The organism is Pseudoalteromonas sp. Hal040 (assembly GCF_037162425.1).
Taxonomy (GTDB): domain Bacteria; phylum Pseudomonadota; class Gammaproteobacteria; order Enterobacterales; family Alteromonadaceae; genus Pseudoalteromonas; species Pseudoalteromonas gelatinilytica.
Genome location: NZ_JARLUU010000002.1, coordinates 470178 through 484148 on the forward strand (window position 1 = coordinate 470178; position 13971 = coordinate 484148).

The window sequence follows — 13971 nt, forward strand, 5'->3', positions numbered from 1 at the left end:
AAGGTTGCGAAAATGAACAATAACAAGGCACTGGTTGTAGAAGGTGGCGCAATGCGTGGTATTTTTGCCACTGGCGTACTGGATACTTTTATTCAAGCCAATTACCAACCTTTTAATCAATGCTATGGTGTTTCTGCCGGAGCCACTAACATTGCCGCTTATTTGTGTGCCCAATACAAACGTAACCATGCGGTGATTACCGATTACTCCTGCCGACCTGAATTTATTGATTTTGTTCGTTTTATCAAAGGTGGCCACTTGTTTGATTTAGACTGGCTGTGGCAAGAAACCATCCGTGATATTCGCCTAGATCTCGACACTTTCGAAAAACAAGCCAGTGAGTTTTATATTGTCACAACCAATATACAAACTGGGCAGGCTGAGTACCTAAAAGCAAGTGCAACTCATCTTGAAGAGCAATTAAAAGCTTCATGTGCGCTGCCCATTGCTTATCGAGAATTTCCTGTGTTCGACAATTTGCAACTTACGGATGGCGGTGTGGCAGATTCTATTCCTATTCGTAAAGCATACGAAATGGGCAATAAAGAAATCACCGTTATTTTATCTCAGCCTCTTGGCTATAAGAAAAAGCCTTCAAAAGCACCTTGGTTTGTTAGACGTCTTTATAAGAAGACCCCAGCATTAGCTGAAGCCACCTTAAGACGCGCAGAAAATTACAATCAAAGCATTGATTTTATTACCAACCCGCCTAGCGATTGTAAAATTAATATTATTGCACCGCCACCCGACTTTGCAGTTGGTCGAACAACCAAATCATTTGAAAAACTCAGTGCGGGCTATGAAATGGGCTTAAATGCGGGTGCACATTTTTTAACTCAAGTTGCCTAAGCTAACGCTTTAAAAATAGGAACAATTTTAAGCGTTTTCGATGTCATTGGCTATACTTTAAAGAGTTACGTTAGCCAAGGATTGACCATGAAACTCCCCCTACCTTTTATTATTGCCTGCAGGGTTTTAATACTCTCTTTTCTATGTTTATTTTCATTTTTTAGCCAAGCTATTGAATGGCCTCAACAAGTGCAAACATCACAAGGCACACTCATTGTTTATCAGCCACAACCTGAGAAACTAAACGGTAATACTTTAACAGCCCGTGCAGCAATGTCATTTTCAGTTTCAGGCAATGACGCTGTGTTTGGCGTATTTTGGTTTACCGCTAAACTAGATACTGACCGCGAAAACGATACCGTCACCGTTCGCAATATGACTGTCACCGATGTACGCTGGCCTGAATCAAAAGATGCAGGCGAACAAAAATTTACTGCTGTCGTTAATGAAGCAATAAAAGCCAGTCAATTCGAAACCTCTCTTTCGCAACTCACCGCCAGCCTTGAAAGTGCAGAAGCAGCAGAGCAAAGTTTAACGGAATTAAAAACCGATCCTCCAACGATTATTTTCAAAGAGCAACTGTCGGTATTACTGAGTTTTGATGGTGAACCTAAGTTTAGTCAGATTGAAAACAGCCAATATGAGCGAGCTTTAAACACCGCCATGACAGTGATTAAAGATAGCAAAAGCAAACTATGTTATCTCACCGATGGGCAGTTTTGGTATCAGGCAAAACAAGCTAAAGGGCCTTATGAATATACTCAGTCGCCACCGACTGAACTTGTAAAAATGCTTCCTAAAGATACCGAACGCTCAGATCTAAGTGTACCACCAGCCATTGTTGTTACAACTAAACCCACCGAACTTATTGCAACTGATGGCGCAGCTAAATGGAAAAGCTTAACTGGTGGCGAGCTTATGTATGTGTTTAACACTGAAACCCCGTGGCTGCGTGAAATGCAAACGAATAACATGTATGTCTTATTATCTGGGCGCTGGTATCGCGCAAAACAACAAACAGGCCCATGGACCTTTGTACGTGGCGACGAACTCCCCGAAAGCTTTGCCAATATTCCACCTGAATCAGATTTAGGTGGTCTCAGAGTTTCAGTTGCTGGCACTGAAGAAGCTGACGAAGCAGTATTAGATGCAAAAGTGCCGCAAACAGCGGCTATCAGCCGTAAAGACACAAGTTTAACTGTGTATTATGATGGCAAACCTAAATTTGAACGGATCCCGGGCACGCAGGTTTCTTATGCCATTAATACCGATGCACAAGTGCTGCAAATTAAAGGCAAATATTATGCAGTCGATAATGCAGTGTGGTTTAAGGCAGATTCCGCACAAGGGCCTTGGCTTGTTGCTGATAGCATTCCAAAAGATGACATCGCAAAAATTCCTCCAAGTTCCCCCGTTTACAACGTCACTTACGTCGAGATATACGAGTCAACTCCTGAGGTTGTGTATGTTGGTTATTACCCAGGTTACATGTGGTCATACCCTTATTATGGCGTGCCAGTGTATGGAACGGGTTGGTATTACCCGCCATACTGGGGCGGTGGCTACTATTACCCTCGCCCACCGACTTGGGGTTTTAATATTGGCTATAACAACTGGACGGGTTGGTCGTTTGGCTTAAGTTGGAGCAATGGCTTTTTAAATCTAGGTATGAATTGGAATGTTGGATGGCCAACCCATTATCGACCTTATCATTGCTGTAATGGCTGGTATGGCGGTGGTTACCGCGGCCCTGTTATTATTAATAATGGCAACATCAATATTGGTAACAAGATTAATGTTGGCCATGAACCAGGTCATCATGATAAACAGCCAAGACATAACATTTATAAACGCGATCAAAGTAAATCTCGTCTTGCTTCGAAGCAGCAAGTGAAACGCGATTTAAAAACAGCCATCAGCCAACGCGATAAAGCAAACAACGTGTTCGCCGATCAAAAAGGTAACGTGCTCAAGCATGATGCCGATAAATGGCAACAACGTGTTGAAGGTAAATGGCAAACTCTCCCCGCTGATAAACAGCAAGAATTCAAAGATCGGGCACAAAATATTGACCGCCAGCAAGTGCAAAATAAATTACAAAGCATAGATAAAAGTAAAGCGAAGCAAACATTGCAGCAGCGCCAGCACAGCCAAAATAGGCAACAAAATCGTATGCAGCAATTAAATCAAGCAAATAGAGCGCGTCAGCAAGGAATGCAGCGCCAACAAATGCGCCGTAATACACAAAGACAGATGCCTCGGCAAATGCCTAACCGCGGCCATTAATGTAAAAACAGGAACAAAGCAAAGCCAGAGTAAATACTGGCTTTGTTATCTTAACCAGAGCCAACGGCCCTCTGTGACTACCTTTAAGTCGTAATAGATATCTATCTCAAGAAAAAGCCTGTAAAACAATTGCAAAAACTTGCTTAAAACCATTTCTCTATTAGCTTTAATACTAAGTCCTTACAAAAATTTGCACGCCCATGTTAAATAACTACACCGTTCGTACGCGATTAGCCGTCTTGGCTTTGTTACCGGTTACAGTTTTTGTGATCACCTCTATTTTTACGATGTCTATTATGTCGGACATGGTAAAAGGCATCGACAGTTTGTATGACGATAGAGTCATCCCCCTTGAGCAAATAAAAACAGTATCGGACAATTACGCAGTTAACATTGTTGATCTATTCCATAAATACCGTGCTGAGCAAATTTCAAAAACTGATTTTCTAGCCGCCGTTGAAAATGCAAAAGACGTTGCTGACAGCAAATGGAAAAGCTATTTAGGAACCAAACTAACCACAGAAGAGCAGCGCTTAGTTAATATCGTGGAAAAGAATCTTGCTGTGGTAGAAAGCGCACTCAGCACGTTTTTAACCCAAGTTAAAAGTGACCAACTTAAAGCAGTGCCTAACGATGTGTTCGTAAAAAATCTTTACGATGTGTTTGACCCACTCAGTGAAAGTTATCAAGGGCTAATAAACTTACAAATCACGGAAGCTGACAAGTTTAAAAACGCCGCAGATAAAGACTTTGCTCAAGTCACCATCGCTATGACCGCATCTATCACCATTTTAATAATTGTGTTGCTGGCTATTGCCTTTATCATTTACCGATCTATTCATAACCCACTGTTATCGCTAAGTGAAACGATAGGTTCTATCTCTGAAAATGCCGATTTACGTCTGCGCGCAAAAACCCATGGTAATGACGAAATAGCCCAAGCAGCAAACCACTTTAATGCCATGATGGAGCGCATTCATGCATTAGTAAATGATGTAACGAGCGCCACTCTCACCCTTTCATCTGCTGCTGAGCAAATGAACTCAATTAGCGACCAAGTTGCAAGCACAGCCACAGAGCAAGAGCATCAATCAGCGATGATTGCCACCGCCATTACACAAATGAGTAGTGCCATTGAACAAGTGGCCGCAAATGCATTATCAACATCAGAAAAAGCCACTCACACAGATAAAACAGCCAAGCAGGGTCAGCAGTCTGTGCAAGAAAATATCGATGCAATAAACCGTTTATCACATATCGTTAATGCGAATACAAAACTAATCAATGAGTTAAATACACAATCAACCGATATCAATCAAGTGGTGATGATGATCCAAGGCGTTGCAGAACAAACCAATTTACTTGCATTAAATGCGGCCATTGAAGCAGCACGCGCAGGTGAGTCGGGTCGCGGTTTCGCGGTGGTGGCCGATGAAGTCAGGCAGCTTGCGCACAACACGCAAAAAGCCACAGCCAGTATTAACGAAATGATCAGTAAACTACAAGCAATGGCGCAGCAAGCAGTTACCGCCATGGGCAATGCAGACGAAAGTGCTAAACAAAGTGTTGAATATGCAGAGCGCTCATCACAATTACTGACTGAAATTACTCAAGAAATGGCACTTATTGCCGATATGAACAACCAAGTATCCACCGCAACGGATGAGCAAACCACTGTTGCCAACGAACTAAGTTGTAATATTAATGAATTTAGTAGTAGCATTTCACTGGTTAGCGAAAGCTCGCAACAAAATGCGCAAGCCAGCCAAGAATTGGCCTCATTGGCTTCGCGTTTACAACAGCAGGTGCATGTTTTCAAAGTATAGTCGTCTAAAACTGCGCTCAAAAAGCAGAGACTCGAAATAATGAATAGAGTAATACTGATATTACTAATGACCTTTGCTCTGTCGAGTCTACAAGCCTTTTGCCATGAACAAATTGTTATACAGCTTGCGAAGCCAAATTATACCGATGCGGTAAAAAACCAATATATTCACGATATTCTCGACAAAAGTTTTGCCGCAATGGATGCGGATGTAGTGCTGCTATACAATGTTAAGCCAATGAATAATAAACGTATTGTAGAGCAGCTGAGTCATAATAAAACAATTACCTTAGCATGGCTTTCTTTACCTCACGAGCACACTGATTCTCTCGTCAAAACGACAATCCCACTCTATAAAGGGCTACACGGCAAGCGCTTACTGATTATTCGCCATGAAGACCAAGAAAAGTTTAGCGGCATTAAAACCCTTGCTGATTTAACTCCCTTGGTTGGCCTGCAACAACAAAGTTGGTCAGATTATACCGTATTGAAAAACAATGGTTTAACAGTTAATGGCGAGCTTGATTACCCAGGAATGGTAAAGGCCCTTGAAACAGGACTCGGTGATTACTTTCCACGCTCAGTACTGGCTATTGGCACCGAACTGAATAGACTAAAACAGTTCAATTTTGTCATTGCGCCAAACATTATGTTGCAATACCCCAGCGACTATTACTTTTACCTAAGCAAAGAGAATCAACACATTAGAGATATGCTAGAGCAAGGTATGCAAAAACTGCAGCAATCAGGTGAACTTGAGCAACTCTATTTGCAATATTTTGGTGATGTTGAAAAACAATTTTCTTTAAAGCAACGTCACATCATCACGCTAAAAAATAAGGAGTAAGCATGCTAAAAGCGCTGCTAATTATCATTATGACATTGGCGATTTTTGCTGCGGGTTTTATAGCTGGGGTGTACAGTTTACCTATTTTAACTGAACAACCAGCACCCGATATTGCTATTTTGAAGCAGCATCAAGGTCGAGCTCAGTATAGTGCAACGTTTAAACCCGACCTAAAAGGCTCAGATCGCTTACATTATGGTGATGGTAAGGTGTATCTAACCAATGATGCTATTTCTATGCAAGGCACGTTATCACCAGGACCTGACTATCAACTTTATCTATCGCGAAACTTTATTGATAACGAAGCCGATTTTTTAGCACAAAAAGGCACTATGCAGCGTGTTGCAGGGGTGCGTTCGTTCAATGGCTTTAAATTAGTTGTACCACAAGGTATTGATGTCAGTGATTACAATACAGTGGTTATTTGGTGTGAAAGTTTTGAGGAATTTATAACCGCGACGCAGTATCATTAGCTGGATTAATAAAAACAAAGCCGCCTTTGGAGAGGGCGGCTTTAAAGCGGCAGCTATGGGTGTGAGCTGCCTAATCAAGAGTCATTGTTTAAACAGCTAATTAAGCTGCGTCTTCTGTGCTTTGAGTTTCATCGCTGTGACGAATTAAGTAATCAAATGCACCTAAACTTGCCGTTGCACCACTGCCCATGGCAATAATGATTTGCTTAAACGGCGTTGTTGTTGCATCACCTGCCGCATAAACACCCGGTAAAGATGTTGCACCTTTGCTGTCTATTTCGATTTCGCCAAAGCGAGTCAATGATAACCCTGAATCTTTTAACCATTCAGTGTTTGGCACCAAGCCGATTTGCACAAAGATACCTGCAAGCTCAAGTGATTTTTCATCGCCAGAGATGCGGTCAATATAGCTTAAGCCTGTTACTCGTTTACCATCACCAACAACTTCTGTCGTTTGCGCATTTTTGATAATCGTAATGTTCTTTAAGCTATTTGCTTTACGAATAAGTACTTCGTCAGCACGTAAAGTATCAGCAAATTCAAGCACGGTGACATGCTCAACAATGTTTGCAAGGTCGATTGCTGCTTCAATACCTGAGTTACCACCGCCGATCACCGCAACAGCTTTACCTTTAAATAACGGACCATCACAGTGAGGACAATAAGCAACGCCATGACCGCGATACTCTTTTTCACCTGGTACGTTCATTTCGCGCCAGCGTGCACCGGTTGCTAATACCACTGATTTAGCATTTAAAACCGCGCCATTTTCTAGCGTGATTTGGTAATTACCTTGCTTAGTAAGCGATGCCGCACGTTGATTTTGCATAACATCAACGTCGTATTCTTTTACGTGCTCTTCTAGTTGAGCAACTAATTTAGGACCTTCAGTCGCTTTCACTGAAATAAAGTTTTCAATTGCTAACGTGTCAGAAACCTGACCACCAAAACGCTCTGCAACCACGCCGGTATTTAAGCCTTTACGTGCTGAATAAATTGCTGCAGAAGCCCCTGCTGGTCCACCACCAACAACAAGTACGTCAAATAACTCTTTGTCGTTTAGCGCTTCGGCTTGGCGTGCAGCCGCTTTGGTATCTACTTTATTTAAGATATCAGTCAGATTAACTGCACCTTGACTAAACAGCTCGCCATTTAAATACACCGCTGGCACCGCTAGGATATTGCGCTCGTTCACTTCGTCTTGGAACAAGGCACCATCAATCATCGTAGCCGTAATGTTTTCGTTGTGTGCTGCCATTAAGTTCAGTGCTTGCACTACTTGCGGGCATGTTTGACAACTTAATGAAATATACACTTCAAAGTTGAGCGGCCCAGGTAATGATTTGATTTGTTCAACTTCACTCTCTGATGCCTTGCTTGGATGACCACCTGTGTGAAGAAGTGCAAGGATCAAGCTTGTGAATTCGTGGCCCATAGGCACACCCGCAAATGTTATTTGCGTATTGTTAATAGGTGAAGATACCACCATAGACGGACGACGTACGTCTTGGTTAAGGTTATCTCGCACCGAGAATTTGTCACTTAACGAAGCTAAATCGTTTGCTAAATTTTTAAGCTCTGTTGATTTATTGCTGTCATCCAAGGCGATAAGCAGCTCAACAGGGCTGGTAATAGAAGCAAAGTGGCTTGTTAATTGGTTTTTGATATTCGTATCTAACATGGCTTAGCCCTTGAGTTCAGAATAAATAATCTAGAAAAATTTTAGGAAACTACCCATCACCCGCTAATGTGCTTAATGTGAGTTGTGATGGGTAATTGAGGTTGCATTGAGATAGCAAAGCAACACTTTGCTATCGTTTAATGCAGTGGCAAATTAGATTTTGCCAACTAGATCTAGTGAAGGAGCAAGTGTCTCTTCACCTGGCTGCCATGATGCAGGACATACTTCACCGTCGTGGTTAGCAATGTACTGTGCAGCTTGTACTTTACGTACTAACTCTTTCGCGCTACGGCCAATACCTAAGTCGTGAGTTTCGATTACTTTGATTTCGCCTTCAGGGTTCATTACGAATGTACCGCGAAGAGCAAGACCTTCGTCTTCAATCATCACACCGAAGTTACGAGTAATACGACCTGTTGGGTCACCAATCATTGGGAATTTGATTTTACCAATTGTGTCAGACGTATCGTGCCATGCTTTGTGAGTGAAGTGCGTGTCAGTTGATACTGAGTAAACTTCAACACCCATTTCTTGCAGCTGCTCGTAGTAATCAGCAACATCACCAAGCTCTGTAGGACAAACGAAAGTGAAGTCTGCTGGGTAGAAGAAGAAGATTGACCACTTACCTAGCACGTCTTTTTCTGTTAGTTCTACAAAGTCACCGTTGTGGTAAGCTGTTGCATTGAATGGTTGTAGTTTTGTGTTAATTAATGAAGTGCTCATAGTATTCCTCATTGATGTATTTAAAAATGTTTAATTAACGCAGCCTTGCGTCTGCTTGATTAATACAATAGAGGTGTGAGCGATTAAAATAAAATTGATTGTTTAGATTAAATTGATTTGTTTTTTAGATTGAAAAATCAAAAGAAGCAAAAACTACAAAGCCCTCAATTACTTATATAACAAAGGGCTTTCACTTCAGGGAATAAAATTACTTACTAAAACCATATAAACTCTTTGGTTTAATGTAGTTAGGCTCAATTCCTTGCTCTTTTGCAGCTGCTAACATCACTTGTTCAATCCAACCTGCATCCATAATGTTCATATAGTTGCCATCTGGGTCAAAGTTAATGTTAGACCCCATAACCACCATAAAGGTATCGGTCACTTCAGTGTTGTCTGCTGGTACTTGAAATTGATGAATCGAACCGCCTGGTTCAAACAAATAGCTGCCTGCCACTTGTAAATCATCTGGGTATTCTGTGTAGTGCCAGCTGCCTGCTAATGTATACAAATGTACAACACCGGTATGAAAATGCTTTGGTAATACCGTGCCTGGTTCAAATAATACGCGTAAGACCCATACCCCATTCTCAGAATCCAGCATGAGTGGATAAATGTGTACCCCTGGTAAGGCGTTTTTAATCAGCTTTTCATCATTGGTATGAATAGTCAGTAAGAAATCTTGATGATTAATAATATCTGGTAATGCCATGTGTGTGCCCTCTTTTCACTTGCTTTCAATAAGTTAACTAGTTGTCTTTAATTTGCTGTGGCGGTATCTGTGTGTGGTTCTTCTTTACAAAGCCCTTGCCTATACGCCCACAGCAAAGCATGTTGCATACCTTGCTGTAAGGTAAATTCAGGTTGATAACCAAAAATATGCTGTGCCTTTTCATTACTATAAGCTGCACTTCTACGACTCAACATGCGCATGGTCGACGGATTGATATCTGTGGTTTTACCAATAAGGTGATAACACCACTCAATAAACCCTGTTAGCTTTAATGCTAAAGCCAAATTCACTACTGGGACGTGCTTTTTCCCTTGTGCCTGCGCCAAGTAATTAAAATAAGTTTGGTTAGTTACTTGCTCAGGGCCCGATAGATTAAAAATTTCACCGCTTGCATCGTGGCTTATCGCACTTTGGTAAATACCTTTGACTAAGTCATCAATATAAACAGGCCCAAACATGCCCTCTGGTACCATAAACATGCCTTTGGCAATTTCTTGTAATGGGTAAGCTATCCACGGTCTTGAACCGGGCCCATAAACATCGCCCGGGCGAATTATTGTGACATTGAGCTTTTTACTGGCGTGATAGCTTAGCGATAAATGCTCGCTCATCATTTTCGAATCGTTATAGGCTCTGCCATCAGGGAACAAAGGTGTATCTTCTTTAATATCAGTTTGCCAATCACTGCCATAGACGGCGGTCGACGAAATATGAATAAAGCGCTTTACGGTGTTTGCAGCCACCGCTGCATCCAGTAAGTTTTTCGTCCAACCCACATTCGCCTGCCATGTTTGCTTATAACTAAATGCATTTGAAACAATTGCCGCTGTATGAATAACTAAATCGCAGTCATTCATTAATGAGCGCCAACTCGCTGGTTCATTCAAATTACCTGCAACAATGTTAAACTCTTCACAGGACGTTAAATCAACGCCGCATACATCAACCCCATGCGCTTTAAAGTAGCGTGCGAGTGTGCGACCAATAAAACCATTGCCGCCACTGATAAAAACTTTTGAATAGTTCATTGTGTGTTCCTCTAAGCACGTTACAGGCTAATTGCAGTTCGCAGGCTGACCGGTTAATACATTGTTAAACTTTAATGGCATCATTTACTTTACTTTTCACGCAATTTTTTTTACTTTTTACGCCAACGCACTAAAGAAGAGCACACTATGCCCCGGCTAACACACGCACCTGATCTAATTAGAGTATCTGCTCTACATGGTTATATTGAGCTGATAGAAAGTAAATTGGTAAACCCTGATGCACTACTATTGCGCGTTGGTTTAGATCGAAAGCAACTCTCTGAGCCAAATAATTTTGTGCAGTATCAACAATTGATCCAGCTGTTAGAAATCACGGCTAAAGAGTTAAACCTACCCTATTTTGGCCTTGAGCTAGGCCGCTGGCAGAGCTTAAATATCTTGGGCTCAGTTGGTTACTTGATGGGGAACTGCGACACCCTTGAAATGGCGCTAAAGAACTTAACTAAGTACTACCATGTACATCAAAATAGTGCTGATTTACTGCTGGAAATTGGTCAAGACTATGTAAAGCTCTCGTTTTTAGTACGCAATAGCTTAAAGATAAGTGTTCACCATGGCGCGGATTTAGCCATGAGCGTAGGCGTCAATTTATTAAAACAATTAACCGATGACCAAATAAAACTACATCGCTTAGAACTTCCTCATAGTGGTAATGAAAATCCTAGCGTGTACCGTCAAGCGTTAGGTCAACTCCCGGTATTCAACTGTGCCCATACCGCAGTGGTATTTGATAGAAAGTATTTAAAGATCCCTATCAAAAACTCAGATAAACAATTATTTTCTATACTTAGCCAGCAGCTTGGGGATCTTAAGGACACTAAGCGAGAAAACATTTCAGATCACGTTGAGGTGCTGATCAAGCAATACCTACTCCACGAAGACTTTGGTGTAAACCTGATAGCTGAAAAACTATCAATGAGTGCCCGTAGTTTACAAAGGCACTTAACAAAGCATGAAACAACCTTTCGTGAGTTAGTTGACGATGTACGTTGCAATTTAGCACATCAATATTTAACTGAAACTAGTCTCAGTTTATCGAACATATCAGATATCTTAAGCTTTTCTAATTACAGCGAATTTACTCGTGCGTTTAAACGCTGGTATGGCATACCACCAAAAGATTACCGTAAATCACTTTAGCCTTTTTGGCGCAAAAAGTTAAAAACAGGTCGTATAAAGCTAAGTTTTCGGTTAACAATTTATATATATTGACTAGCTAGTTTCACTAATTAGTGGTCGTGCAATGTTAAGAAGAGTGTTTATTACCGGTGCCAACAGTGGTATCGGATTCGAATTGGCAAAGCAATATATTCTTAGAGGTGACGATGTTGCATTATTCGACTTACATTTTTGCGAACAAACTAAACAATCGCTCGGGGAGCTTGCCGATTACTATCAATACGTTGAGTTTTTTGCGACGCCTATCTGTGATACTGAAGCACTGCAAACTCAAGTAAATAATGCAATTGCAGCGATAGGAAAGCCTGATTTGGCTATTTTCAGCTGCCATACTTATGAGCAGCTAAGTAACGAAAATAGTATTGCTTGTCAGCACTTTGCAACAGTCATCACGCCACACTTGGGCATGAACAGTCACCTAGCACTGACCACACCTCTTATTGATGCCACTCAATTTACACCACAGCCCAGCGCCTTGATTTTAGCCAAAGAACTCCGTAAAAAATTTAAACCTAACAACATAAAAGTCAGTTTAATTTGTGCAAGTAAAACGCACAGTGCTTTAGCCAACCCAGCCTATGCTGCAAAACACATTTTGCGCGGCTTGGATAAACAAAAATTAATGATGATCCTAGGCTTACAATCTAAACTAACCTATATCATGAGTCGTTATTTGCCAAATTGGATAATGGATTCAGTGATGGATCGCTTGATAAAACAACAACTAATAAGAACAACACGCTAAGGAATACCCATGAACACACATGATAACCTCACGCAATTAATTGAGCATACGTGTCAGACTTATGCCGAACTTCCAGCCTATAACAGTGCGGGAAAAACGCTCAGCTATGCCCAAGTTGAACAACAGTCTCGTTATTTAGCGCAGTGGTTTCAACAGCAAAGTGGCCTTGTTGCAGGGGACCGAATCGCCATTCAATTACCGAATATTGTTGATTACCCTATCGTTACCTATGCAGCATTTCGTGCCGGATTAATCGTTGTCAATACCAACCCACTTTACACCGCTCGCGAAATGCTACATCAGTTTAATGATGCCGATGTAAAAGCCATTGTTATTCTTGACGCCCTTACCGACAAATTAGCAACTATTATCGATGATACGTCAATCAATACCGTTATTGTTGCAGCCGCGGTTGCTGAGCCAACATTGCAAGAGGGTCAATTTTCGTTAAATGAACTTATTCGCCAAGGTGAAAGACTCGCTCCTCTTAACGCTCATCAAGCCAGTCGTGATGATATTGCTGTTTTACAATACACCGGCGGTACCACAGGAGTTGCCAAAGCGGCGATGCTGAGTCATGGCAACATATTAGCCAATGCCGAGCAAATGAATGAGCGCTTTGATGACATTTTAACGCCTGGTCAAGAAACTGGTATTTGCCCGCTTCCGCTTTATCATATTTACGCCTTTACGGTGAACATGGTTGGTCTATTTGCTATGGGGCAATTTAATGTACTGATACCAAATCCTCGTGATTTAGATGCCTTAGTTAAACAAATCGAACCATTTGATATTAATTACTTTTCAGGCATCAACACCTTATTTATTGGCTTGTGCATGCACCCGGGGTTTAAGGCACTGAATTTTTCAAACTTAAAAATGACCGTCTCTGGGGGCGCAGCACTCACACATGCTGCAGCCGATGCGTGGATGAATACCACAGGTTGCACAATCACAGAAGGCTATGGCTTGTCAGAAACCTCGCCTGTTGCAACCTTAAACGACTTTAAAAATGAAGAAATTGGTAGCATTGGCCGCCCACTTTCAAACACCACCGTCGAAATTTGGAATGAAAATGATGAGCCTGTAGCTGACGGTGAGTCTGGCGAAATTGTTGTTAAAGGCCCGCAGGTGATGATGGGTTATTGGCAGCGCCAAGATGAAACCGATAAATGCATGAAACGGGGCTTTTTCAAAACCGGTGATGTGGGTCTGAAGCTTCCAAGTGGTAATTACAAAATTGTAGATCGATTAAAAGACATGATTATTGTTTCTGGCTTTAACGTGTACCCTAATGAAGTTGAAAACGTACTTTGTCAGCACCCTGCTATCTGCGAAGCGGCCGTAATTGGCGCAAAAGATGAAAAAACTGGGGAGCGTGTTTGTGCCTACATTACCTTAAAAGAGCAGATTGATGAGCAACAAGTGAGTGACTATTGCCGCGAAAACTTAAGTGCTTATAAAGTGCCTAAATCAATCATTTTTATGGAACAATTACCTAAATCGACGGTTGGCAAAATTCTACGTCGAGAGTTACGCCAGCAATAAAGCGATCGTTTTAGCCGCCTAACTGGTATAAAA

At 41.6% G+C, this 13971-nt stretch carries 12 protein-coding genes; 8 read left to right on the top strand and 4 right to left on the bottom strand.

All coding sequences use genetic code 11. The annotated features are described in order from the left end of the window. Positions 1 to 12: 12 nt before the first annotated feature. From P4S60_RS19755 to P4S60_RS19775, 5 genes are all read left to right on the top strand, one after another. Positions 13 to 849 (top strand): patatin-like phospholipase family protein, encoded by an 837-nt coding sequence (locus P4S60_RS19755; protein ID WP_337117202.1) that lies wholly within the window; start codon positions 13 to 15, stop codon positions 847 to 849. A gap of 189 nt (positions 850 to 1038) precedes the next feature. Further along, entirely contained in the window at positions 1039 to 3135 is a 2097-nt protein-coding gene (locus P4S60_RS19760; protein WP_337117203.1) for a carbohydrate-binding family V/XII, read from the top strand. A 200-nt stretch (positions 3136 to 3335) separates the two neighbouring features. Then, complete coding sequence (locus P4S60_RS19765) at positions 3336 to 4961, top strand: methyl-accepting chemotaxis protein (protein ID WP_337117204.1); 1626 nt, start codon at positions 3336 to 3338, stop codon at positions 4959 to 4961. 39 nt (positions 4962 to 5000) lie between these two features. Further along, entirely contained in the window at positions 5001 to 5807 is an 807-nt protein-coding gene (locus P4S60_RS19770; RefSeq protein WP_337117205.1) for a substrate-binding periplasmic protein, read from the top strand. Between the two features lie 2 nt (positions 5808 to 5809). Beyond that, positions 5810 to 6280 (top strand): DM13 domain-containing protein, encoded by a 471-nt coding sequence (locus P4S60_RS19775; RefSeq protein ID WP_337117206.1) that lies wholly within the window; start codon positions 5810 to 5812, stop codon positions 6278 to 6280. A 100-nt stretch (positions 6281 to 6380) separates the two neighbouring features. Here P4S60_RS19775 and ahpF read toward each other — a convergent pair whose 3' ends face one another. The 4 genes from ahpF to P4S60_RS19795 all read right to left on the bottom strand — a co-directional run bounded on the left by ahpF (position 6381) and on the right by P4S60_RS19795 (position 10445). Further along, positions 6381 to 7961 (bottom strand): alkyl hydroperoxide reductase subunit F, encoded by a 1581-nt coding sequence (gene ahpF, locus P4S60_RS19780; RefSeq protein WP_337117207.1) that lies wholly within the window; start codon positions 7959 to 7961, stop codon positions 6381 to 6383. A 153-nt stretch (positions 7962 to 8114) separates the two neighbouring features. Beyond that, the gene (gene ahpC, locus P4S60_RS19785; RefSeq protein ID WP_054553958.1) at positions 8115 to 8684 is read right to left on the bottom strand and encodes an alkyl hydroperoxide reductase subunit C; all 570 of its coding nucleotides are present in this window, start codon (positions 8682 to 8684) and stop codon (positions 8115 to 8117) included. Between the two features lie 208 nt (positions 8685 to 8892). Further along, positions 8893 to 9396 (bottom strand): 2,4'-dihydroxyacetophenone dioxygenase family protein, encoded by a 504-nt coding sequence (locus tag P4S60_RS19790; protein ID WP_054562481.1) that lies wholly within the window; start codon positions 9394 to 9396, stop codon positions 8893 to 8895. A gap of 47 nt (positions 9397 to 9443) precedes the next feature. Beyond that, on the bottom strand, positions 9444 to 10445 hold the full coding sequence (locus P4S60_RS19795) for an NAD-dependent epimerase/dehydratase family protein (RefSeq protein WP_337117209.1): 1002 nt from the start codon (positions 10443 to 10445) through the stop codon (positions 9444 to 9446). A 147-nt stretch (positions 10446 to 10592) separates the two neighbouring features. On the opposite strand from P4S60_RS19795, the gene P4S60_RS19800 reads away from it, so the two are divergent. The 3 genes from P4S60_RS19800 to P4S60_RS19810 all read left to right on the top strand — a co-directional run bounded on the left by P4S60_RS19800 (position 10593) and on the right by P4S60_RS19810 (position 13938). Beyond that, positions 10593 to 11606 carry an AraC family transcriptional regulator gene (locus P4S60_RS19800; protein WP_337117210.1) on the top strand — a complete coding sequence of 338 codons (1014 nt, stop codon included), beginning with the start codon at positions 10593 to 10595 and terminating at the stop codon, positions 11604 to 11606. A gap of 103 nt (positions 11607 to 11709) precedes the next feature. After that, positions 11710 to 12390: an SDR family NAD(P)-dependent oxidoreductase gene (locus tag P4S60_RS19805; RefSeq protein ID WP_337117212.1), complete on the top strand. Its 681-nt coding sequence runs from the start codon at positions 11710 to 11712 to the stop codon at positions 12388 to 12390. A 9-nt stretch (positions 12391 to 12399) separates the two neighbouring features. Continuing rightward, entirely contained in the window at positions 12400 to 13938 is a 1539-nt protein-coding gene (locus P4S60_RS19810; protein ID WP_337117213.1) for an AMP-binding protein, read from the top strand. The last annotated feature ends 33 nt before the right edge of the window (positions 13939 to 13971 follow it).